This window comes from Mycobacterium sp. ZZG (assembly GCF_054786995.1).
The window spans coordinates 46,416-69,555 of record NZ_JBTBFV010000025.1 but is presented as its reverse complement, the minus strand read 5'-3'; the positions used below and the strand labels follow the sequence as shown (position 1 = coordinate 69,555).

At 67.1% G+C, this 23,140-nt stretch carries 19 protein-coding genes; 5 read left to right on the top strand and 14 right to left on the bottom strand.

All coding sequences use genetic code 11. From position 1 onward, the window contains the following. Positions 1–23: 23 nt before the first annotated feature. A complete protein-coding gene (locus ACXMYJ_RS15745) occupies positions 24–947 on the top strand; it encodes an IclR family transcriptional regulator (RefSeq protein ID WP_460357489.1) in 924 nt (307 codons plus the stop codon). Here ACXMYJ_RS15745 and ACXMYJ_RS15740 read toward each other — a convergent pair. The 5 genes from ACXMYJ_RS15740 to ACXMYJ_RS15720 form a co-directional block, all read right to left on the bottom strand. Next, on the bottom strand, positions 940–3,024 hold the full coding sequence (locus ACXMYJ_RS15740; RefSeq protein ID WP_460357486.1) for a RecQ family ATP-dependent DNA helicase: 2,085 nt from the start codon (positions 3,022–3,024) through the stop codon (positions 940–942). The two genes, ACXMYJ_RS15745 and ACXMYJ_RS15740, sit on opposite strands and share 8 nt — an antisense overlap. Before the next feature lie 44 nt (positions 3,025–3,068). Then, positions 3,069–3,200 (bottom strand): hypothetical protein, encoded by a 132-nt coding sequence (locus ACXMYJ_RS15735; protein WP_460357483.1) that lies wholly within the window; start codon positions 3,198–3,200, stop codon positions 3,069–3,071. Positions 3,201–3,339: 139 nt separating this feature from the next. Then, complete coding sequence (gene dmpG, locus ACXMYJ_RS15730; protein WP_260755479.1) at positions 3,340–4,395, bottom strand: 4-hydroxy-2-oxovalerate aldolase; 1,056 nt, start codon at positions 4,393–4,395, stop codon at positions 3,340–3,342. Continuing rightward, positions 4,392–5,309: an acetaldehyde dehydrogenase (acetylating) gene (locus ACXMYJ_RS15725; protein ID WP_260755480.1), complete on the bottom strand. Its 918-nt coding sequence runs from the start codon at positions 5,307–5,309 to the stop codon at positions 4,392–4,394. The genes dmpG and ACXMYJ_RS15725 overlap by 4 nt, the downstream gene beginning before the upstream one ends. Positions 5,310–5,318: 9 nt before the next feature. Beyond that, positions 5,319–6,104: a 2-keto-4-pentenoate hydratase gene (locus ACXMYJ_RS15720; RefSeq protein ID WP_460357479.1), complete on the bottom strand. Its 786-nt coding sequence runs from the start codon at positions 6,102–6,104 to the stop codon at positions 5,319–5,321. Positions 6,105–6,177: 73 nt separating this feature from the next. Here ACXMYJ_RS15720 and kstD point away from each other — a divergent pair, with 73 nt between their 5' ends. Both kstD and ACXMYJ_RS15710 read left to right on the top strand, forming a co-directional pair. Further along, the gene (kstD, locus tag ACXMYJ_RS15715; protein WP_260755482.1) at positions 6,178–7,875 is read left to right on the top strand and encodes a 3-oxosteroid 1-dehydrogenase; all 1,698 of its coding nucleotides are present in this window, start codon (positions 6,178–6,180) and stop codon (positions 7,873–7,875) included. Positions 7,876–7,891: 16 nt separating this feature from the next. Beyond that, on the top strand, positions 7,892–8,764 hold the full coding sequence (locus ACXMYJ_RS15710; RefSeq protein ID WP_460357476.1) for a MaoC family dehydratase: 873 nt from the start codon (positions 7,892–7,894) through the stop codon (positions 8,762–8,764). Between the two features lie 29 nt (positions 8,765–8,793). Here the strand turns inward: ACXMYJ_RS15710 and ACXMYJ_RS15705 are convergent, their stop codons facing one another. The 3 genes from ACXMYJ_RS15705 to ACXMYJ_RS15695 form a co-directional block, all read right to left on the bottom strand. After that, positions 8,794–9,276, bottom strand: a complete 483-nt coding sequence (locus ACXMYJ_RS15705) for a hypothetical protein (RefSeq protein WP_260755484.1) — start codon at positions 9,274–9,276, stop codon at positions 8,794–8,796. A gap of 113 nt (positions 9,277–9,389) precedes the next feature. Next, positions 9,390–10,685 carry a hypothetical protein gene (locus tag ACXMYJ_RS15700; RefSeq protein WP_443187499.1) on the bottom strand — a complete coding sequence of 432 codons (1,296 nt, stop codon included), beginning with the start codon at positions 10,683–10,685 and terminating at the stop codon, positions 9,390–9,392. A gap of 762 nt (positions 10,686–11,447) precedes the next feature. Beyond that, on the bottom strand, positions 11,448–12,881 hold the full coding sequence (locus tag ACXMYJ_RS15695) for a hypothetical protein (RefSeq protein WP_443187500.1): 1,434 nt from the start codon (positions 12,879–12,881) through the stop codon (positions 11,448–11,450). An 893-nt stretch (positions 12,882–13,774) separates the two neighbouring features. Here ACXMYJ_RS15695 and ACXMYJ_RS15690 point away from each other — a divergent pair. Next, complete coding sequence (locus tag ACXMYJ_RS15690; protein WP_443187501.1) at positions 13,775–14,644, top strand: MPT63 family protein; 870 nt, start codon at positions 13,775–13,777, stop codon at positions 14,642–14,644. A 56-nt stretch (positions 14,645–14,700) separates the two neighbouring features. On the opposite strand, the gene ACXMYJ_RS15685 is transcribed toward ACXMYJ_RS15690, so the two are convergent. Beyond that, the gene (locus ACXMYJ_RS15685; protein WP_260755489.1) at positions 14,701–15,405 is read right to left on the bottom strand and encodes a hypothetical protein; all 705 of its coding nucleotides are present in this window, start codon (positions 15,403–15,405) and stop codon (positions 14,701–14,703) included. Between the two features lie 173 nt (positions 15,406–15,578). On the opposite strand from ACXMYJ_RS15685, the gene asnB reads away from it, so the two are divergent. Next, a complete protein-coding gene (gene asnB, locus ACXMYJ_RS15680; protein WP_460357471.1) occupies positions 15,579–17,444 on the top strand; it encodes an asparagine synthase (glutamine-hydrolyzing) in 1,866 nt (621 codons plus the stop codon). A gap of 14 nt (positions 17,445–17,458) precedes the next feature. On the opposite strand, the gene ACXMYJ_RS15675 is transcribed toward asnB, so the two are convergent. From ACXMYJ_RS15675 to ACXMYJ_RS15655, 5 genes are all read right to left on the bottom strand, one after another. Continuing rightward, positions 17,459–18,283, bottom strand: coding sequence for a polysaccharide lyase (locus ACXMYJ_RS15675; protein ID WP_443188335.1), 825 nt, complete (start codon positions 18,281–18,283; stop codon positions 17,459–17,461). A 61-nt stretch (positions 18,284–18,344) separates the two neighbouring features. Then, positions 18,345–19,877, bottom strand: coding sequence for an oligosaccharide flippase family protein (locus tag ACXMYJ_RS15670; protein WP_460357468.1), 1,533 nt, complete (start codon positions 19,875–19,877; stop codon positions 18,345–18,347). 9 nt (positions 19,878–19,886) lie between these two features. Then, positions 19,887–20,828, bottom strand: coding sequence for a glycosyltransferase family 4 protein (locus ACXMYJ_RS15665; protein WP_460357507.1), 942 nt, complete (start codon positions 20,826–20,828; stop codon positions 19,887–19,889). A 312-nt stretch (positions 20,829–21,140) separates the two neighbouring features. Continuing rightward, a complete protein-coding gene (locus ACXMYJ_RS15660; RefSeq protein WP_260755493.1) occupies positions 21,141–21,431 on the bottom strand; it encodes an acyl carrier protein in 291 nt (96 codons plus the stop codon). A gap of 96 nt (positions 21,432–21,527) precedes the next feature. After that, positions 21,528–23,099: an acyl-CoA ligase (AMP-forming), exosortase A system-associated gene (locus ACXMYJ_RS15655; protein ID WP_460357465.1), complete on the bottom strand. Its 1,572-nt coding sequence runs from the start codon at positions 23,097–23,099 to the stop codon at positions 21,528–21,530. Positions 23,100–23,140 lie beyond the last annotated feature (41 nt).

Genomic DNA, 23,140 nt, shown 5'->3' with positions numbered 1-23,140 from the left:
AACCATGAAGTACCGTTACATGCATGCCGCCAGCCGTTCCGGGACGCGCGTCGCCCCCCACCGACCGGGTGGTGCGCATCCTCGACTTTCTCGCCGGCCGTCCCCGGGAGCGATTTGGGGTGTCCGAGCTCGCCCGCCGGGTCGGTTTGACCAAGCCGACGTGCCTGGGCATCGTGACCTCCCTGACCGAAGCCGGTTATCTGGTCCGCGACCCTGCCGACAAGACCTACCGGCTGGGCCCGTCGCTGATCACCCTGGGACACCGGGCCCAGGAGTCGATGCGCGTGAGCCCCGCCGCCAGGGAGCAGTTGCGCGTACTGTCCTCGCGGTTCGGTGCGACGGCGGCGCTCTCGGCGATTGTGGACGACCGGATCACGCTGCTGGAACTCATCGCCCCCGCGGGCCACCGCCCCGGCGTCGAGGTCGGGCAGAGTTACCCGTTCGCGCCCCCGGTCGGCCTGATGTTCGTGCTGTGGGATGACGAAGCCGAGCGTGACTGGCTCAGCAGGCCACCCACGATTCCGCTGCGAACCGATACCGAGCGGCTCAGGCGGGTGGTCGCCGCGTGCCGCGCCGACGGCTATCTCGTGGAGCGGCAGACCCCGGGCGGACGACGTCTGTATTCGCTGATGGCCGGCATGCCGACCGAGTTGCCCGACGAGCTGCGGGCCCTACTCGGCGAGCTTGTCTCCGACATCGGCGAGCGGGTGTACCTGCGTGCCGAGAGCTCCGGTCGAGGACGGCACGAAATCAGCGTGATCTCCGCCCCGGTGTACGACCATTACCGGCGACAGGTGATGGTCGTCTCGCTGCACGTCGGAAAACCGTTGACCGACAACGAGATCACAGAGCGCGCGCGTGCCGTGGTGGCAGCCGCCGATGCTGTCACCGCACAGCTGGGCGGCGACGGGCCGAGCGGCCAAGACGGGCCGGCCGCGCTCAGCTGACGGCGGCCAGCGCGAACGGCAGTACGTCCGCGGCGCCGGCGCTGCGCACCGTACGAGCGGCCATGGTCATGGTCCAGCCGGTATCGGTCAGATCGTCGACCAGCAGCACCGTGTCCCCGTCCACCTGCGGAGGGTCGGCCCACGCGCCGTGAAGTGCTGCGACCCGGTATGCCGAGTTGGCTGCCGCCACCGGCCGGTGCAGCGGCGAGTACTGCAGGAGGCCAAGGTTTTTCAACCGGCCAACCTCGGCCAGGCGCGCCGCGAGCGACGAGATCAGTCGCGGGTGAGTCGCCGAGTCGAGCGCGAGCACCGCGGTGGGGCGCTGCTGCCAGTCCCACGCCTTCAGCACGCCGATGGCCGCACCCACCACATCCTCGGCGACCTCGCCATCGGGTTCGGCCAACAACTTTCGCAGCCGCGCCCCCCAGCCGAGGTCGGTGAGCCGGCCGATCACCCGGCCAGGTGACGCACCGTCGGAAATCCGGCCCGACAACTCGATGCCCAGCTTCCCGAGCCCTGTCGGCCACTGTTTGCGCGGGGCGATCTCCACCCCAGGCCGCATCAGACGTTCCCGGGTCGCTTCGGCCTCCGCCGCCCCGACGTCGGCGCGATACCGCGGACCGGCGCAGTTGTCGCATCGACCGCAGGGTTGCGGTCCCAGTTCCGGATCGTCGAGCTGGCTGCGCAGGAACGCCATCCGGCACCCGCGCGTGGTCTGGTAGTCGAGCATGGCCTGCTGCTCGCGTCTGCGCGCCTCGTCGAGCCGGCGGTAGCGGGCTTCGTCATAGACCCAGGGCTGCCCGGTGCCGATCCAGCCGCCCTTGACCCGCCGGACCGCCCCGTCGACGTCGAGCACTTTGAGCACCATCTCCAGCCGGGACCGGTTCAGATCCACCAGCGGCTCCAGCGCCGCCGTGGACTGGGCACGGTCCGGTTCCAGCACGTCGATCACCTTGCGCACCATGGCTTCTGAAGGAAACGCGACCGAGGCGAAGTACCGCCACACATCGGCGTCCTCACGTCCGGGCAGCAGGATCACCTCCGCGCTGTCCGTCGAACGCCCGGCGCGACCCACCTGCTGGTAGTAGGCGATCGGCGAGGATGGCGCGCCGAGGTGCACGACGAAACCGAGGTCCGGTTTGTCGAAGCCCATGCCCAGTGCCGACGTGGCGATCAACGCTTTGACCCGGTTGGCCAGCAGATCGGCTTCCAGCTGTTCACGTTCGGCCGCTTCGGTGGCGCCGGTATAGGCGGCCACCGTATGGCCCTGTTCGCGCAGCAGGGCCGCGACGTCGTGGGCCTGGGCAACCGTCAGCGTGTACACGATGCCCGATCCCGGTAACGAATCCATATGGGCGGCAAGCCATGCCGCGCGCTGGGCGGGACCGCCGGCCTGCACCACCGACAATCGCAGCGACTCACGGTCCAGCCCTCCGCGCAGCACCAGCGTGTCGTCCGCGACACCTGAGCCACCGACTCCCAATTGGGTGGCGACATCGGCGACGACCCGGTCGTTCGCGGTGGCCGTGGTGGCCAACACCGGGACGCCGGCGCCCAGTTCGGCGATCAGGGTCCGGATCCGCCGGTAGTCGGGCCGGAAGTCATGACCCCAGTCCGATACGCAGTGCGCTTCGTCGACCACCACCAACCCCGCATCGGCCGCCAGCGCGGGCAGCACCGCGTCGCGGAAGTCGGGGTTGTTCAAGCGTTCCGGACTCACGAGCAGAACGTCGAGCTCACCGGCCGACACCCGCTGGTGCACGGTGTCCCACTCGGTGACATTGCTGGAGTTGATGGTCGCCGCGCGCACACCTGCCCTACCGGCCGCGTCGACCTGGTTGCGCATCAGCGCGAGCAACGGTGACACGATCACCGTCGGTCCCCGTCCCTCGGCCCGCAACAGCTTGGCGGCGATGAAATACACGGCGGACTTGCCCCATCCGGTGCGTTGCACCACCAGCGCGCGACGGCGGTGCACCACCAGCGCCTCGATGGCCGTCCACTGATCGTCGCGCAGCCTGGCGTCAGGGCCGGCCAGTTGTTCGAGTAGCGCCTGGGCCTCGGTTCGCGTCGCCATCACCCCATCCTGCCGGGTGGGTACGACGAGGTGAGGTGACCGGGTCAGCTGCCCTCGGCGTCCGACGGCTCCATGAGCTGCGGCGCGTCAGCCTCGGTGCCGGTGCTGCTCCACACCGCCTGCGCCACCGGCGTCGCGGTCAGCTCGATGCCGCACTCCGTCCTCAGCGTGCTCACCGGCTGGCGGATGCTGCCTCGTCGGCCCAGGGTTGGGAGCAATCAGCGGGCCGGAGCCGGCTGCACGTGGCGATCGGTTGACCGCTCCCCTGTGCCTAGCCGGTCGTCCGACAGCCAAAACCCGCGGTCGGCCTCCAGGTCAGGTGGCGCTGGACTCCATCTCACGTTTGATCTCCAGCGCGATGTCGATCAACTGGTCCTCCTGGCCGCCGATCAGCTTGCGCTGCCCCGCACGGTGCAGCAGCTTGTGAGCCGGCACGCCGTAGCGTTCAGACTGGCGGATCGCATGCTTGAGGAAGCTGGAATACACCCCGGAGTAGCCCATGATCAGCGCGTTGCGGTCGAGCAGGCACTCCGCCGGCATCGCCGGCGCCACCACCTCTTCGGCGGCGTCGGCGATATCGAAGAAATCGATGCCGGTCTTGACGCCGATCTTGTCGAACACCCCGATGAGCGCCTCGACGGGCGCGTTGCCGGCTCCGGCACCGAACCGTCGGCACGATCCGTCGATCTGCTTGGCGCCGGCACGCACCGCCTCGATGCTGTTGGCGACCCCGAGCCCGAGGTTTTCGTGGCCGTGAAAACCGACCTGCGCGTCGTCACCCAGTTCGGCGACCAGCGCGGCGACCCGGTCCCGCACACCCTCCAGTACCAGCGCGCCGGCCGAATCAACCACGTAGACGCACTGGCAGCCGGCGTCGGCCATGATGCGGGCCTGTTTGGCCAGCTTCTCCGGTGGGATCGTGTGGCTCATCATCAGGAAACCCACGGTCTCCAGCCCGAGCTCACGCGCCAGACCGAAGTGCTGGATCGACACATCGGCTTCGGTGCAGTGGGTGGCGATGCGGCAGATCGAGCCGCCGTTGTTCTGGGCCTCCTTGATGTCCTCCTTGGTGCCCACGCCGGGCAGCATCAGGAAGGCGATCTTGGATTCGGTGGCCGTCTCGGCGGCCAGCTTGATCAGCTCCTGCTCCGGGGTCTTGGAGAACCCGTAGTTGAAGCTCGACCCGCCGAGGCCGTCACCGTGGGTCACCTCGATGACCGGAACCCCGGCCGCATCCAGCGCGGCGACGATGGCCTGCACCTCGTCTTTGGTGAACTGATGGCGCTTGTGATGCGAACCGTCGCGCAGCGACGTGTCCGTCATCCGGACGTCCCACATGGGGTTGAAGTAGATCTCCTCGGTGACACTCATGCCTGGCCTCCTGCCTGCACCGCCAGCGATTCCTTCGCGATTTCTTCGCCGACTTTCGTCGCTGCCGCGGTCATGATGTCCAGGTTTCCAGCGTAAGGCGGCAGGTAGTCTCCCGCACCCTCCACTTCGATGAACGTGGTCACGACGTGGTTGCCGCCGTTGACCACCGACGGCTCGTCGAACTGCGGCTCGTTGAGCAGCCGGTAGCCCGGCACATAGGTCTGCACCTCGGCGACGACATCCTTGATCGACTGGGTGATCGCGGCATGGTCCGCATCCTCGGGGATCGCGCAGAAGATGGTGTCGCGCATGATCATCGGCGGTTCGGCCGGGTTCAGGATGATGATCGCTTTACCGCGCTGCGCGCCGCCGATGTTCTGCACCCCGGCGCTGGTGGTCTTGGTGAACTCGTCGATGTTCGCGCGGGTGCCCGGACCGGCCGACGCCGACGACACCGACGCGACGATCTCGGCGTACGGCACTCCCACTACGCGGGACACCGCGTACACGATCGGGATGGTCGCCTGGCCGCCGCAGGTCACCATGTTCACGTTCGGCGCGTCCAGGTGCTCACGCAGATTCGCGGGCGGGATCACCCCCGGGCCCACCGCGGCAGGCGTCAGGTCGATCGCCCGGATGCCGGCCTCGGCGTAGCGCGGGGCCGCGTCGCGGTGTACGTAGGCGCTCGTCGCCTCGAACACCATGTCGGGCTTCTCCGACTGCGCCAGCAGCCAGTCCACTCCTTCGTGCGAGGTCTGCAACCCGAGCTTGCGCGCCCGTGCCAGGCCCTCACTCTCCGGATCGATACCGATCATCCAGCGCGGCTCAAGCCATTCCGAGCGCAACAACTTATACAGCAGATCGGTACTGATGTTTCCCGATCCGACGATCCCCACGGACAATTTGTCAGCCATTGATGGCTCCTATTCGAAATCCAGTCGTACTGAACCTAACCCGCTGAAGTCGGCGACGAAATGGCTGCCCGGAGGTGCATCTATCGCACGGGTGCACGAACCCGGAAGCACGATGTCACCGGCCTTGAGCCGGACGCCGAAACTCTCCACCTTGCGGGCCAGCCAGGCCACCGCGGTGACCGGATTCCCCAACACCGCATCACTGCGCCCCTCGGCCACCACCTTCCCGTTGTTGGTCAAAGTCGCCGTGATGCCCCTTATGTCCACGTCCTTCGGCGACACCCTGGCCTCGCCCAGCACCCAGCCGGCCGAACTCGCGTTGTCGGCGATGGTGTCGCACAGCTTGATCTGCCAGTTGGTGATCCGGGTGTCGATCAGCTCGATGGCGGGCGCGAACGCCGCCGTCGCGGCCAGCACGTCGTCCTCGGTGCAGCCGGCGCCGGGAAGGTCGTCGGACAGGATGAACCCGACCTCGACCTCGACCCGCGGATACAGATATCGACCGGAGCGGACTGGAACATCTTCGAAGACCTGCATCTCGTCGAGCAGGTGCCCGTAGTCGGGCTCGTCGACGTTCATCATTTTCTGCATGGCCTCCGACGACAGGCCCACTTTGTGCCCGATCACCCGGGCCCCCTCGGCCACCCGCTGGCGGATGTTGATCAGCTGGATCTTGTAGGCGTCCACCACGTCAATGTCGGGGTGACCGTCGGTCAGCGGGGCCATCGGTACGCGGCTGCGCTCGGCCTCGGCCAGGTCGGCGGCGAGCTTCGCGCGCACCTCGTCGGACAACATTTACGTGAAGTCCCTTCGTTTCGTCGACCGGCACAGTTGTTAGTCGGCCGGGCAATTCTATAACGTGTTCTACATGACGGAGCAGGAGTATGACGTCGTCGTGGTCGGCAGCGGAGCGGCCGGCATGGTCGCCGCCCTCACCGCGGCCCACCAGGGCCTCTCGACGATAGTCGTTGAGAAGGCCCCGCACTACGGTGGTTCCACTGCGCGGTCAGGTGGTGGGGTGTGGATCCCGAACAACGAGGTCCTCAGAAGCGCAGGGGTCAAAGACAGCCCAGCCGCTGCCTCCGAATACCTGCACTCGATCATCGGTGACGTGGTGCCGGCGGAGAAGATCGACACTTATCTTGAGCGCGGTCCCGAGATGCTGTCGTTCGTGCTCAAGCACTCTCCGCTGAAGCTGTGCTGGGTCCCCAACTACTCCGACTACTACCCGGAGACGCCCGGCGGCAAGGCCACGGGCCGCTCGGTGGAACCGAAGCCGTTCGACGCCAAGAAACTCGGTGAAGACCTGCCCGGGCTCGAACCGCCGTACGGCAAGGTGCCGATGAACATGGTGGTGATGCAGCAGGACTACGTCCGGCTCAACCAACTCAAGCGGCATCCCCGCGGCGTGTTGCGCAGCCTCAAGGTCGGCATCCGGTCGGTATGGGCGAACACCACGGGCAAGAACCTGGTGGGCATGGGCCGCGCGCTGATCGCCCCGCTGCGCATCGGCTTGCGTGACGCCGGGGTTCCGGTGCGGCTCAACACCGCGATGACCGACCTCTACGTCCAGGACGGCGCGGTTCAGGGGATCTACGTACGCGACACCACCGCTGCGGAAAGCGCTGAGCCGCAACTGATCCGCGCGCGCCGAGGAGTGATCCTGGGCAGCGGCGGATTCGAGCACAACGAGCAGATGCGGGTGAAGTACCAGCGCGCACCGATCACCACGGAGTGGACTGTCGGGGCCAAGGCCAACACCGGCGATGGGATCGTCGCCGCCGAGAAGCTGGGTGCGGCGCTCGACGTGATGGAGGACGCCTGGTGGGGGCCGACGGTGCCGCTGGTGGATTCGCCGTGGTTCGCGCTGTCGGAGCGCAACTCCCCCGGCTCGATCATCGTGAACATGGCAGGCAAACGCTTCATGAACGAGTCGATGCCGTATGTCGAGGCGTGCCACCACATGTACGGCGGCCAGTACGGTCAGGGCCCCGGACCGGGCGAGAACATCCCGGCCTGGCTGGTGTTCGACCAGCGCTACCGCGACCGCTACATCTTCGCCGGACTGCAACCGGGACAACGCATTCCGAAGAAGTGGCTGGAGTCCGGCGTCATCGTCAAGGCCGACACCCTCGACGAACTGGCCGCCAAGACGGGTCTGCCGGTCGACGCTTTCAAGGCCACCGTCGAGCGCTTCAACGGGTTCGCCCGCTCCGGGGTGGACGAGGACTTCAAGCGCGGTGAGAGCGCCTACGACCGCTATTACGGCGACCCGACCAACAAGCCCAACCCGAACCTCGGTGAGATCAACCAGGGTCCGTTCTATGCGGCGAAGATGGTGCCGGGGGACCTCGGCACCAAGGGCGGCATCGTCACCGACACCCGGGGCCGCGCGCTGCGCGACGACGGGACGGTCATCGAAGGGCTCTATGCTGCGGGCAATGTCAGCGCCCCGGTGATGGGACACACCTACCCCGGCCCCGGCGGCACCATCGGACCGGCGATGACGTTCGGTTACCTGGCGGCGCTGGACATCGCCGGGGCAGCCCCGGCCGCATCGAAGTAAAGGAAGGACACAAGGCGTGCCCATCAATCTCGACGAGGCCATCGGCGCCGAACTGGACCCGGTCGAATTCTCGTGGACCAGTAGCGATATCCAGCTCTACCACCTCGGTCTCGGCGCCGGCACGGATCCGATGGACAAGGCGGAGCTGCGCTACCTCCTCGACGACACCCCGCAGGTGCTCCCGACGTTCGGCAACGTCGCGCAGAGCTTCCACTTGACCGAACCGCCCGCGGTGAAGTTCCCCGGCATCGACATCGAGCTGAGCAAGGTGTTGCACGCCAGCGAGGCCGTCACGGTGCCAGGACCCATCCCGGCGTCGGGCACGGGTATCGCGGTCACCCGGTTCACCGAGATCTGGGACAAGGGCAAGGCCGCCGTCATCTGGTCGGAGACCACGGTCAACGATCCCGACGGAACGCTGCTGTGGACCCAGAAGCGGTCCATCTTCGCCCGCGGTGAGGGCGGTTTCGGCGGTGACCGCGGACCATCCACCTCGACCACTGCTCCCGAGCGCGCGCCCGATCTCGAGCTCACCGTCCCGACGTCACCGCAGCAGGCGCTGCTGTACCGCATGTGCGGCGACCGCAACCCGCTGCACTCCGATCCGGACTTCGCTGCGGCAGCGGGCTTTCCGCGTCCAATCCTGCACGGACTGTGCACCTACGGCATGACTTGCAAGGCGCTCGTCGACAACCTGTTGGGCGGCGACGTCTCAGGGCTGAAGTCCTACGGCGCCCGGATGGCGGGCGTGGTGTTTCCCGGCGAGACGCTGCGGGTGAGCGTCTGGAAGGACTCCGCAGACACTCGGGGCGCCTACACCGCCGTGGTCACCGCACCCGAGCGCGACAACGCGGTGGCGCTGGCCGGCGTCGAGTTCGTCCCGGCCTGACGCCATCTACTGGCACAGCTCGGTGCCGTCTACTCGCAGAGCTCGGTGATCCTCGTGGACGCTGCCTGCGCATCGTTCATCCGCGTGGTCTGCGTGGGATCATTACCCGGCGCGCCCGCGAGCTGGCTCATCCCGATGTACTCCAGGTTGGTGGCGAAGGTGCGCACCTCGCCGGCGAGATCGGACGGCACGTCACCGTCGAGCCGGGACAGCAGGAACTGCCCGCCGCCCAGCGTGGCCAGCCGCGCGTTGGCCGCGACTGCCTGCACAGCGACGGGGTCGTCGCCGAGATTGGCGTTGGTCTGCAGCGACACCGCGTTACGCACCAGGTCGAACGCGGCACACACCCGCGCCTTGGGATCGGTGGGCTGGTCGGCGGGGGCCGAGGACGTCTCGCTCGACGGGGAACTCACCAGCGTCCATACTGCGACGGCCAGCGCCGCGACGGCGATCACCAGGGCGGCGATGACGAGCTGATTGGTGCGGCTGGACGGGTTTCCGAACTCGGGCATCGGGCGATCATAGCCCGGCACCAAAGCCACCCTTCGGCAATGACTTTCAACGGACCTTCGGCGTCGCTTTCCTCGCCTGATCCGCCGGCGGCAGAGCGTGCCTTCAAGCTGGATCAGGCGTCGGCGGCGCCGGCATCGCCTCCTGGATCGGGGCTTCCGTTGGCCCCGTCGCTTCCCCCCGAGGTCCCTGACCCGCCGGTGCCACCAGTGGCGGTGCCACCGTCGGAGGCTGTGGCGTCGCCGCCGTCGCCGCCGTCGCCCCCGCTACCGCCGAGCACTCCACGGGCACCACCGTTGCCGCCGTTACCGCCGATGGCCTCCTCGTCACCGGTCGCGTCGCCACCGTCGCCGCCGTCACCACCGTCGCCGGTGAAGGTGCCACGGCCGCCGTCGCCGCCTCCTCCACCCGTCGCTGTGCCGTTGTCTGAGGTGGCGTCACCGCCGGCACCACCGTCGCCGGCGTCCCCGGTCGAGGTGTTGCCACCAACACCGCCGGCACCGCCGGTGGCCGAGCCGTCCGTATTGAACGCCGCGCCGCCTTGGCCGCCGGTACCTGCGACCCCGCCGCTGGAGAATCCGCCGGCACCACCGGCACCGCCGACTGCGGACGAGCTTGCCGCACCACCCGTGGCGTCACCACCCTCGCCGCCGGCACCGGCTTGGACTCCCGCGCCGCCGGCACCACCGGCACCGCCGGTCCCCGTGCCGAACTCGGAATAGGCCCATCCGCCGTAGCCTCCGGTCCCGCCGCTGCCACTCCAGGAGCCACCGGCGCCACCCGCCCCTCCAGACCCGCCGGTGGCGCTGGTCAGTTCGTTGACTCCGTCCTCCGGCGTCGGGTCGTCCAGGTCGTTGTTGTTGAACGTGCCACCGCCGTTGCCACCGTTGCCACCGTTGCCGAACAGCAGGCCACCGCGACCGCCGTTGCCGCCGTTGAACGGACCTGAAACGAGGGTGCCGTCCGCCGCATATATGGCATCACCGGCGTTGCCGCCGGCGCCGCCGTCGCCGAAAAGGAAACCGCCGCGGCCGCCTGCCCCGCCAGCGCTGGCTGCGTACAGGACCTCCTGGGTCTCCTCATCGATGACCTCCAAGCCGTCACCGCCGCGGCCGCCGTTGCCGCCCCAGAATCCGGCATTACCGCCCTTGCCACCGTGCAGACCATTGCCGCCGTTGCCCCAGAGCAGACCGCCGTTACCTCCGTTGCACGCGGCCCCTTCGCAGCCTTCGACCGCGTTGACGCCGTTGCCGATCAACCATCCGCCATAGCCGAACATCGGCCGCCACACCGGATTGGCACTCACCTGCCCAAGCACCTGAAGCTCGTCCTTCTTACGGTCGCTGCCTCCGTTGAGCGACAGGAACAGACCGTCATCGAGCAGGAGTTCCTCGTTTGACACCAACTGCACGTTTATGGCGCTTGGCGTCGGTGCTTGCTCGCTGGTCACCATCAGTGCACCACCGCCCGCGAGGGCCGCCCCGGCGATTCCCGCCGTGATGAATGATGTGACCGGCAGAGCGTGCGCACGCTTCATTGCGTGATTGGCCATAAGTCCCCCTTGTGAGTGTTTTGCGATATTGATCCACCTCATGCGTCCCCCGATGAGCGGCGCACATCAACCCCCGAATGGCAAGGCGCAACCGGACTGTACGACTTTGCTGAAAGCAGCGTCAATAGGTAATCGGATCCAGTTCTTCGGTACGAAATTACCCATTTGAATCCAACATAATCTGCTCGCAGAGCTCACCGGGAAAGCATTGCCGATATTCGCTGCTCGGCTTAGCGAGGCGACTTTGGTAGTGGTTTCCTTCGCAAAATACTTAGCGGACAATACGTTTGACGACGGAAAGAAACTGGCGAGCCGCCACAGAGCGTTCCGGCTTCCCAGGAATACCGAACCGTCCTGGTCGTCACCGACCGGGCCTTCAACCTCATGACGGTGATCGGTGACGGCTACCACGCAGAATTTGCTGCACTATTCAAATAGTGACTCTGACACGGACCGGACATCGGTCACCCTGCGCCTCTGGCCCGTCGGCATGAAGGCCAGAACCGCGATGTCGCGCCTGAAACCAGCATGGCATCTGCACAGTCACCGCGGCGATGCCCGGTAACGGCTGCGGGCGTCGACTCCGAAGAGTCGACGCCCGCAGGTCTCGTGTGGGACGGGTCAGTCGTCGCCGTCAGTCGCCGAACCGTTGGCGCCGTCGTCGCCGCCGAAGGCGCCTTCGCCGCCGGTGCCGCCTGTTGCGCCGCCGTCGTCGTCGGACACGGCGTCCCCGCCGTCACCGCCGTCACCGCCATCGCCACCAAAGCCGCCGCCGCCGCCCGCGCCGCCGTTCCCGCCGGTGGCCTTCTCATCGCCGTCGGCGTCGCCACCGTCGCCGCCGGTACCGCCGCCGCTGCCCGTCAGGTCGACCGAACCACCGTCGCCGCCCCGGCCGCCGGTCGCGTTGCCGCCCTCACTGACGGCGGTGCCACCGTCGCCGCCGTCGCCGCCGGTGCCCAGCCGGACACCGCCGCCCGAGCCGCCGTTGCCGCCCACGGCGTTCGCGGCGTCGCCGGTGGCATTGCCGCCGTTGCCGCCATTGCCACCCTCGCCGGTGCCGCTCGTGCCTCCGGAACCACCGTTACCGCCACGGGCGGTCTTGCCCGACGCATCGGCTTCGGCGTCGCCTCCGTTGCCGCCGTCGCCTCCGGTGCCGCCCGCATTCGAGTGGGCCACGCCTCCGCGCCCGCCGCTGCCACCGGTGGCGTTGCCGTTCTCCGAACTGGCCGCACCGCCGTCGCCGCCGTGACCGCCGTGTCCGTTGAGCACACCCGCGGCACCGCCGGCCCCCCCTGCGCCGCCTGCGGCGTTGTTCTTGGCCGACTCGTCGACGTTGGGGGTCGACGAGTCATTCGGGATGTTCAGGTTGTTGGAGTCCGACCCGCCGCTACCGCCGTTGCCCCCATTGCCGAGCAGGTAGCCGCTGTCACCGCCCTTGCCGCCGGCCAACGCGCCGTTCTTCTTCTCGTTGCCGGCGTAGACCGCGTCGCCGCCCTTGCCGCCGTTGCCGCCGTTGCCACGGACCCAGCCGCCCTTGCCGCCGGCACCGCCGGCCGTTGCGGCGCGCACGATGTTGCCGTTCGCATCGAGAACGGCATCGCCGTCGCCGCCGTTGCCGCCGTTACCGAACCAGAAGCCGCCGTTGCCACCCGTGCCGCCGTGGGCGCCGTTGCCGCCGTTGCCCCACAGGATGCCGCCGTTTCCGCCGTTGCAGGCATCGCCCTGGCAGTCGTCGGCCGCGTTCAGGCCGTTGCCGATCAGCCACCCGCCGTCACCGATCATCGGGCGCAAGGCCGGGTTCGCGCTGAGCAGCGCCGCATCCGACGGTGCGCTCTCGCGACGGTCGCTGCCGCCGTTGAGGGAGAGCCAGTAGATCTCTTCCTCGTCGGCGACGAGCTGCACCTCGATCGGGGCGCGAACCGCGGCCTCGCTGTCCGCCAGCAGCAGTGTGCCGACCCCGGCCAGCGCTGCGCCGGTCACCCCGGCCGTCAGGCCGGCGGTGAGATAGGTACGGATCGCCAGCGAGCGGTTGCTTTTCTTGGCATGCCTTGCCATGGGTTAACCCCCTGTCTAGTTACGTCGAATCCCGCCACCAAGCCCCGCTTTGGCAACGACTAGACAGTCTTACCAGAGCAAGCCGGGTAAATCTGAGTTTTGCTGTAGCAGACCGCAGGGTTCGCCCGCACGACGCTTCCCGTCCACTGTCACGATCCGGCGCCGGCGCATGCGCGTCGGGACCACACGCAGGTCGGCGACGCAGATCTGAACTGACGTGCCGAGCCCGGCCGCGCGGATGGCGTAGGTGATCTGCGCAAACGCCGAGCGACACCCGGCGGTGCCATATCCTTGCACTTACAACCGCGAATCGACACTTCGGCTATTTACTCGGCTACACATCCAGAGGCCGCCCAGTCCGGCACGCTCGCAACCCGCAACAGGCGGTTTGCTGACCTGTTGAAAAATGCTCCGGCCAGCTATTGCCAAGCTCAAGTACCAAGACCAGTGGAGAAAACTGCAGCCGGTCTGCCCAGTGCTGTGCGCCGGCGCCGCCCCCTGCCGAGTTCCGCTCCAAGTTCCGCTTCAGAGGTCGCATACGGCGTCCCGTCACGAGCCGTCCGGCGCTTCGGGATCATGCTGCGAGAAACTGCCCGCGGGTCCGGATCCTCGCCCCGCCGTCACGTCGGTGCCGCAAACCTCACGGTGTTCACCAGCCGTGCTCCGATAGTCGTGCTGTCCAGGATCAGCCACCCTCCACGATTTCGCGGAGCTGGAGCCGGCAAAGGCGGCGGGGCCGTTCAGGTCCGTCGTAATCTCCTCTGGAGCAGGCTCCGACTGACGTCCCGACCTGCGCCGATCCCGGTGGCACGCGTCTGCACAATGTCATGACCTGCTACTTTGCCCACGGGGAACCACCTCGCTGCTCGATCAACGAACACAGGAGGAATCGCGTGAAATTCAAGCCCGCTCTGGCCGCCGTCGCCGCCGCCGCTGCCGCCACCGCAGCTGTCGCCGGCGCTGCGGTCGCATCGGCCGACGCCGAGAACGAGGCCAAGTATCTCGGCCAGCCCGGCGAACTGGTCAACGGGAGCATTGTCCAGCACTGGACGGTCACCGACCTGAAGCCCAGCTCGGACGTCATTCCGTACCAGCCGGTCGGAACCCTGTGGGAGGCCACGGCGACCGACGAGGCGATCTCGGGCTCGGCCACCCCGATCGTGTCGAACTTCAACGCCCGCGCCGAAAACGGCGACACCTACCGTGTCCTGTTCGGTGTGCCCACTGAACAGGGGGTCAACCCGTCGACCCTGGCCCAGGGCGACAAGACCACCGGCAAGATCTACTTCGACGTCACCGGCGCGGAGCCGGACAGCGTGTTCTACAGCGACGGCGGTCCGAACGTCGTGCTGTGGCTGGAGGCGCCGCCCGCGCCGGCCACGGGCTCGGCCGGCGCGTCGTCCTACGGCAGCGGAACGTCGCCGTCGTCGACCGGCTCTGCCGAGACCGCGACGCCGTCGCCTGCCGCTGAGCCGGCCGCGGACACCGCAACCCCGGCAGAGCCCGCGCCCGCGGTCGCGCCCGCGGGAAGCTCCGGCACCCCCCTGCCTGAAGGCAGCTCCGGCACGCCGCTCCCTGAAGGCAGCTCGGGCACCCCGCTGCCGGCCGGCTCGGTCCCGGCAGAGCCCGAACCGGCCGCGGTGCCGGCTGCGGTCGCGCCGACGCCGCATGGCAGTTCCGGCACGCCGCTGCCCGAGGGCGCACAGCCCGCGACCGTCCCGGGTGCACCCGCGACGACCGTGGTCCCGGCACCGCCGGCCTGACCTCCGGCGAGTTCACGATGCCGTGCCGCCTGCGATCGCAGGCGGCACGGTTCATCTCACGAGTGCGACGTCCACCAGGTGTAGAGCTGGACCATGTTCGGTCCCTGCGGCCCGGACTGCACCTCGCTGACCATCAAATCGGCGTCGGTGGTCCACGCCACGGTCGGCTTGCTCTGCTGGAACCCGCACACCAGGGTGCCGGCGGTCCGGTCGGGCGTGGCGTTGCGCCGCCAGGGTCCCGGCGACTGGATGTTGCCGGGACAGTTGACCACTGCCGAGGTGCTGACCACACCGTCGAACAGATCCTTGACCGCCTCGTCGTCCCGAGCCAGCGTGTAGAGCGCGGACAGCGGCCCGCCCGTATCGTCGTTCTTGGTGCAGCTGAGCTGCGCGAGCGCACCTTTGGCGGGCACCACCGACTCGCACGCGTCCGGGGCATACCCGACCGGGAGCATCTCCCGCAGTCGCGCCTCCGCCCGCTCCTGGGTCTCGGCCTGGGTGGTGGTCGTCGTCTCGCCGGCACTGTCCCCGGCGCCGGAGGACGGCCAGAACGTCCATGCGAGCAAACCGAGACCGACGACAGCCACTGCGGCGCCGGCGACCAGGACCACCGGGCGGCGATCGCGCTGCACCGGACGGGGATTCACCGCTACTGGCGAACCATGGTGGCCGTCCCTCACTTCCGCCGGCCGGTTGCGCAAACTATCGACATGCAGCGGCCCGGTGTCCTCGTCATCGGATTCCGGCTCGTGGGGACTCATCTGGCCTAGGGTAGTTCAACTGCGACGACCACAACGGAGGACGTTCTGGTCGTGTCACCGCCGTTGCTGCGCGAAAAGCAAACCGTGAATACACGGCGTGGTTTGGCAAAGCTTGACAGAATCGGTGACCGTTACGAGTGACGTCTGGGGGGACACGGCACGGGGGGACGCTGATGTGTGGCATCTGCGGTATCTGGACTCAACACGGTCAGGCACCGGGTTCCGGTCGACTCGATCGCATGCTGGAGTCCATCGTCCACCGCGGCCCCGACGGTGCGGGCCGACTCGAACGACCGGGGCTCGCCCTCGGAATGCGCCGCTTGGCGATCATCGACCTCGCGGGGGGTGATCAGCCGATCTTCAACGAGGACGGTTCGGTGGCCGTCGTCTTCAACGGTGAGATCTACAACTTCCGCGAACTGCGCGCCGAACTCGAACGATACGGCCACCGGTTCACCACTCGTTGTGACACCGAGGTTCTCGTCCACGGTTACGAACAATGGGGTGACGAGGTGCTCCACCACCTCGCCGGCATGTTCGCGATGGCGCTCTGGGACCAGAACCGCCGCCGCCTGCTCGTCGCTCGCGATCGATTCGGCAAGAAGCCGCTGTACTACTCCCGCAACGGCACCGAGGTTCTGTTCGGATCCGAGATCAAAGCGCTTCTCGCTGCGGGGGTGTCCGCCGATGTCGACGACGCCGCGCTCCAGGACTATCTGGCGTTGCGTTACGTCCCCAGCCCGCGAACTCTCTTCCGAGCGATCCGTCAACTCCCGCCAGGTCACAAGATGGTTCTCGACGCCGACGGTGTTGCGATCGACCGGTGGTGGCGTCTGCGCTTCGACGGAAGGCACCAGACCACGCTGACAGAGGCCGCGGACGCCGCCGAAAACCTCATTCGGGCCGCGGTGAGCAGGCGCCTCGTCAGCGATGTGCCACTGGGGTGTTTTCTGTCGGGAGGCCTGGACTCGAGCGTCGTGCTGTCGTTCATGGCGGAGCTGTCGGACGAGCCGGTGCGCACCTTTTCCATCGGCTTCGACGAGGGGTGGGCCAGTGACGAGCTGGCGGCTGCCCGCTCGACCGCGCAAGCTTTCGGCACCCACCACCACGAGACCCGTTTGGGCCCTTCCGAGTTCCTCGAACTGATGCCCACCGCCGTCTGGCATCGTGACGAGCCGTTGGCCGAGCCCTCAGAGATCCCGCTGCTCGCACTGTCCCAGATGGCGCACACGCGCGTAACGGTGGTGCTCTCGGGGGAAGGAGGCGACGAGTTGTTCGGCGGCTACCCGAAGTACCGGGTGGACGGGCTTCTGGACCGTGCCGGCCGTCCCGCCCGAGCCGTCCTGGGAGAACGCGTGATACACAAGCTGGCCGACTGGCACCGGCTACCTCGGCGGGCGCGCATGGCCGTCACCGCCCTGGCCACCGCCGCACCAGGCGAACGCTGGCCGGCGTGGTTCGGCGCCGACCGGCTCGCCGGACTGTCGCCTGACGCCCTGCGGCCACTGGAATCGCTGCTGTCCGGCATTGACACCGGCCTGGACCCCCTTGATCGGATGCTCGCGCTGGATGTCGAAAGCTATCTCGTGGACAATCTTTTGGTACGTGGCGACAAGATGACGATGGCAGCATCCATCGAAGGACGGATGCCACTGCTTGACCACGAACTGGCCGAGTTCGCAGCCCGGCTGCCGGCGCACCTCAAGGCCTCCCCGCGCCATACGAAAATAGTGATGCGCGAGGTGGCCCGGCGCCGACTTCCTGCAGAAGTGTTGTCACGCAAGAAGATCGGCTTTGCAGTTCCGGTAGGCCCCTGGTTTCGGGGCGGCCTGGGCGCCGCACTGGAACGGTTGACAGCAGGCACGCAGGCACGGCCCTACCCGCTGGTGGATCCGGAACGTGTACGCCGTGCGCTCGCGCTTCACAGGTCCGGCCGATATGATTTCGGCAAGGAGTTGTGGAGCGTCCTGACGCTAGAGGTGTGGGCAAGGATCTTCCTCGACGGGAACGACCCGGCGAGCCTTGCCCTACAGTGCTGAATCACGTTGTACGGTCAGAGCGCACCTTCCTCACCGGCAGCACGAAACCCTGTGTGATACACGATGCCGGTGGGCTGCGCTCCCTCCCGGTAATAGCCCTCCTTGTAGTAGCAGGTGGTTGTGCCGGGGACGAGTGTGCTGAGAAAATACGTGTCGGACCCGTCGAAGAACGTTTGCCGAGCACCGTTGAGCCACAACCTGATCCAGCCTCGGGATGGATCAGTGGACCAGTTCACCTGCATCTTCACGTCGTGCCAGGTTCCCACATTCAACGGCGTCTCGAAGACGGTGTGGCTGCCTTGGTAGACGCCGGGCCGGCTCTGCTCTTCGACATCCAATGACCAGTAGCCGTTCCGGGTTCCGACGCTCCATTCGAATCCGGCACTGCCTCTGCTGGAGTTCGGGTGCCACCCATTGGTGACACCCCACCCCAGGTCAGCGTGATTCTTCGGGAAACTCGGATCGAACATGGTGGAGAACGCATACCAGCGCACCTGCCCTTCCCGGCCGCCGGTATCGCTTGCGCTGGAACCTACATCGGAGCGTTCACCAGCAGCGAAGCCGGACCAGTCACCAGATCGGACCTCGAAACGAGCGGCTTTGCCCTTCACCGGATCGTTCACGACCGTGGCCGGATAGGACGGCACATATCTGGCGCCCGGGCCGTTGTAATCCCGGTTCTGCACACTCGGCCACTGACTGAAATCGCCCGTCGAGTAGTCGCCGACGAACATCGGCTGCGCTTTCCCGTGGGGCAGAGCGATCCCGCTGACGCAGCCGGCGGCCATGGCGACGGCGATGACGGCCATCAGCGTAAGCGTGTTCCGCAGATAAGACATGGCGACTCCTTCGCAGCTCTTTCGATGGCCGAATATGCGGCCCTGGTCATTCACTGGTTATTCACTCGGAATCCTCACCACGGTGCCGGAATTGATGCACCGTCGACGACAACTCACGCCATGCGGCCGGCGCGAACAATGCAAGACCGATCCCGTAGAGCGCGAGATAGCCCACTGCCTCCGCGACCAGCACCGCCGAGCCCAGCACGAGACCGCGGTGATCCGAATGAATCAGCGTCAGCTCCAACACCTTGACCGCCGTGGCGGGAATCACCGCGATCAGGATCGGCGGCATCAGGCGGTGTGCGAGCTCGCCGAAGGACACCGCGGCAAGAGGCCGCGCGAGAAGCAGGCTGAGCATGCCGGCGGTCAACGACGACGCCGACAGAGCGAGCCCGACCCCCGTCAGTCCCAGCGGAAGCAGCGCGAACAACAGACCGATACCCAGCACGGAGCTCACGATTGTCACCCAGTGCAAGCGGCGAGTTCGGCCGATCCCCTTGATCGACTCCATGCCGACCGCCATCAACGCCACTCCCGGTCCGACCCCGGCCAACGCGACCAGCATCACACCGGCTCCGCGCCACGTCTCGCCGAGCAGCACCGTGACCAACGGCTCACCGGCAGCGACGATAAAGAAGGCGACCGGGATGATAAGGCACCAGAGCACCTGCAGGGCGCGCAGGAACGCGGATCGAAATCGCTCGACGTCACCGGCCAGCCGGGAGAACGCCGGGAACAGCACGTAGGACCCGACATCGATCACCGCGATTTCCGGCAACGACCCGAGTCGGCGACCGTATCGGTAGTAGCCCAGCGCGGCGGCATTCAACGCCGCACCGACGACAGCGGTTTCGACAAGGGTGCGGGCTTGGTTGATCACATTCCAAACCACCAGTGGCAGAGAGAATCCTGCCAGTTCACGCCATAGCGCAATCGACGGTCGCCCGCGCATACCCGGTCGCCACCCTGCGAGGGTCCAGCTCGCGATTAGCCATGCCACGACTGAACCGTACGAGCCGATGACCAGACCCCACACACCGAAACCGTTGGCGCACAGAATTACCGAGGTAACGGCGAAGGTCACCACGGTGACCGGCTGTACGACGTAGCGTTCCCGGAAATCGAAGCGCCGCTGCATCAGCGCGTCGGGCACGTAGGTCAACGCATGTAAGACAATCGTTCCGGACGACACCGCCGCGATCAGCCCCACGATGTCGCTGCCGAAGATCCGCGCCATCAGCGGGGCGCTCGCCAGGGCGAGCACCGCCCATCCGACACCGGCGAGCAGTGTCGACCAGAAGACCGTTGCGGTGGCGTCATCGAGCCGGTCCTGACGTTGCACCAGCGCGTTCGCCATCCCCCCTTCGGCGATGGTGACCAGAAATCCGGACAGCACGGTGCCGGCGGCGAAATAGCCGACCTCGGCTGGGGAAAGCAGCCGGGCCAGCACCAGCGTCTGGGCCAATGACACCAGTTGGGTGAAGACCAGCATGCCCGACGCGATGGCTGCGCCGCGCCGCAACGTGCCCGACAGCGAACCCGGCGTTCCCGCTTCGGTGTCTACGACGTCCGGACCGGACTGGCTAGTCATGAGGGGCGCTCATGGTGAGGCTTCCAACATCACGGTGCCGGGGCGGCGAGGGGCGTTCCGGTCGCCTTTGGGGTGGCGATCGAACAAGGCCCGCCACGGTGCCGCCGCGACGCTCCATCGGTAGCGTGCATGCAATAACGCGTTCGCGTTCGCCCGTAGTCGCATTCGCCGCGCCGGACCGTCGAGCAGGTCGAGCACCGCCTCGCCGAACGCGCCACCGTCGGCGATCACCAGGTGCCCACCGTCCACCACGTCCGGCATCGCCTCGACCCCGCGTGCCGTCGAGACCACGACGATGCCCATCCCGAACGCTTCCAGCACCTTGTTCTTGATTCCGCTTCCCGTCAGCATCGGATTGATCATCACCGGATATCGAGAGACGACGGCACGAAGATCCGGCACGAAGCCTGCAAGATGGACCAGGGGTTCCCCGTGGGCCAGCCGAACCAACCACTGCGGGGCGTTGCCGCCCACCACCTTCACTTCGACCCCGGAGCGCCGGAGCATCGGCCAGACGTCGATGAAGAAGTGTTCGAGCGCAGCCATATTGGGCTCGAAATCCAGATTGCCCCAGAACACGACGCCGCGCCGGTGCGCAGGTGGCGGCATAGGTGCGAGGAAAGCCTCGTCGACGCCGTTGGGAACGGTGTGCACATTCGCGCTGACACCACTGAGCCGAACGATCTCAGCGGTGTCGACCTCACTGACGGTGACAACATCGTCGAACGCGGAGGGCAGCCGCGCCTCAGTCCTGCGGGCACGGTACAGCTCAACCGCGTCGACCCAGTTTCCGGTGCGCAATCCTCCCGCATGCCTAAACGCCCTGCTCATCCTCAGCGTCATACTGTCGCAGAGATCGAGCACCTTGGGACCATCGCGAAAATCCGCCACCAGTTCGGCGAGATCCGCACCGAACACGACAATCCGGTTGATACCCCGTTCGGCCACCACGTCGGCCAACACCTCTCGTGCCGCTGCGAATTCGCGGGGGCGAGTCCTACTCAAGTAGTGGTCGTCGCTGAGGCGCACATGCCGTCGCAGCGATCGCCGCCCATCCAAGATAGGTGGGCACTCGGTCACACTGCTGAACACGGTGGAGACGTCAGCGGCTCCGACGCGTCGGGAAGGCAGCGGATACAGCGGGGTCACCAACAGGTGAACCTCGTCCGGAATCAACTGACACAGCGGTTTGGTGCGCAGATCCGTTCCATTCGTCGGTGTGTCGACCCGTGTCGAGGTCAGCGCCAGAGTGGGCATGAACCCCTACCCCACTTCCGGCCAGGTCAGCCGACCCGTGTCGCGGACCGCCTCGACGAACTCGGCCAGTGTGCCGACCGTCTCGAACACCTCGGCGGTGAGGTCTTCGTCGTCGATCTCCAGATCGAACTCCCGCTCCAGCGCGACGGCCAAGGCGACCACCGCCATCGAATGCAATTCGGGCATGCTGTTGAACAGCGGGGTGGTTGCGTCGAGCGAATCAGCACGGTTCTCGATGCCCAGTGTGGTGACGATGATGTCGATGACCGCGTCGACTGTGGCCTTGTCGCTTCCCATTGCGGTTCCCTCCCTGATGGTTTCGTATAACTTCAGCTGTACTTCTACCCGGTGCCGCGTGGCCGTCTGCTCTGCCGGGTGCGGCGATGGTCGTGTTCACAGCCGCAGATCGTCCCGGATTGCGGCGCGGTCGAACTTGCCGTTGGGCGAGCGTGGGATGTCCTCCCACGCCACGACCGACGACGGCAGCATGTACCGCGGCAGTCGCTGCTTGAGGTCGGCGACGAGCGCGGCGGCGTCGAAATCCGCGGGGTCGACGGGGGTGACGATGAGAATCACCCGCTGGCCGAGATTCTCATCGTCGACACCGAGTGCTACCGCAGCCCGGACCCTCTGCGTCGCGTACGCGACTTCTTCGATCTCGGTAGGACTGACGCGGTAGCCGGACGTCTTGATCATGTCGTCACCGCGGCCGACGAAGTACAGGAATCCCTCCTCGTCGGCGACCACGGTGTCGCCCGACCAGACTGCCAATTCCTCTGCGCGCCAGCCCGCCCCTGGCCGGGCGACCGGTTTGAACCGCTCGGCAGACCGCAGCGGGTCGTTCCAGTAGCCGAGGGCGACCAGCGGTCCACGGTGCACCAGTTCGCCCTCCTCGCCCGGGTCGCAACGCGAACCGTCGGGTCTGAGCACCAGGATCTCGGCGTCCGGAATCGCCTTGCCGATCGAATCCGGCCTGCGGTCCACTTCGGTTGGGTCGAGATAGGTGGACCGGAAGGCCTCGGTCAGGCCGTACATCAGGAACGGCTTCGCCTGCGGGAACAGTGAGCGCAGTTGGTCCAAGGTCGGCTTGGGTAGCCTGCCGCCGGTGTTGGCGAAGTAGCGCAGCGCCACTCTCGCCTCGGGCGGCCAGATCTGCTCGGCAATCTGGATCCAGAGCGGAGGTACACAGGTCAGCGCTGTAACCCGGTGCCGCGCGCACAGGCGCGGAACTTCGGACGGCCTGAGGTAATTGGTCAGCACCGCGTGCGCACCGACGCTAAACGCGGTGGTGAGTTGGCTGAATCCGGCGTCAAAACTCAACGGAAGAGCGGCAAGCACAACATCGTCCGCGCTGTTCTGCAGGTAGTGAGCGACGCTCTCGGCACCGGCAATCAAGTTGCGGTGGCTCAGCACAACCCCTTTCGGGCGGCCCGTGCTCCCCGAGGTGTAGAGGACCGCGGCGATGTCCAGATCGATCGCACACTCGGGTCCGGTCTCCGACCCGGTGAGAGCACAGAATTCAGCCCACGAGTGCAGAGTGTGCCGGCCGGCGTCATCGGGAAGGCCGCCAGTCCCGACCAGCACGACATGTTCGAGCGAGAGGCAGTGGTCCAGTTCGTGACGAAGCATCGCCCACCGTTCCGGCGAGGTCACCAGAACGGTCACATCGCAGTCGTCGATGATGTGACGCACCTGCGCCATCCTCAGCGCCGGGTTCACCGGTACGAACACCCCACCGGCGGCCGAGGTCCCGAACACAGCGGCGACCGTCTCCATCCGTTTCTCGAGATAGATGGCGACGCGTTGCTCCCGCTGCAGACCCAGAGCAGCCATGCCTGCCGCAGCACCCTGGACGCGCGCCCACAACTGTCCATAGCTGACGGTCTCGGCGAGGTACGTCAGCGCCGGGCCGCCGGGATCCGAGCGGGCGCGTTGCTCGATCAGATGGTGCACGTTGCTTCTCATGTCGGGTGCCGGTCCTTTCCGGTGGTGACGCGGCGCTTGCC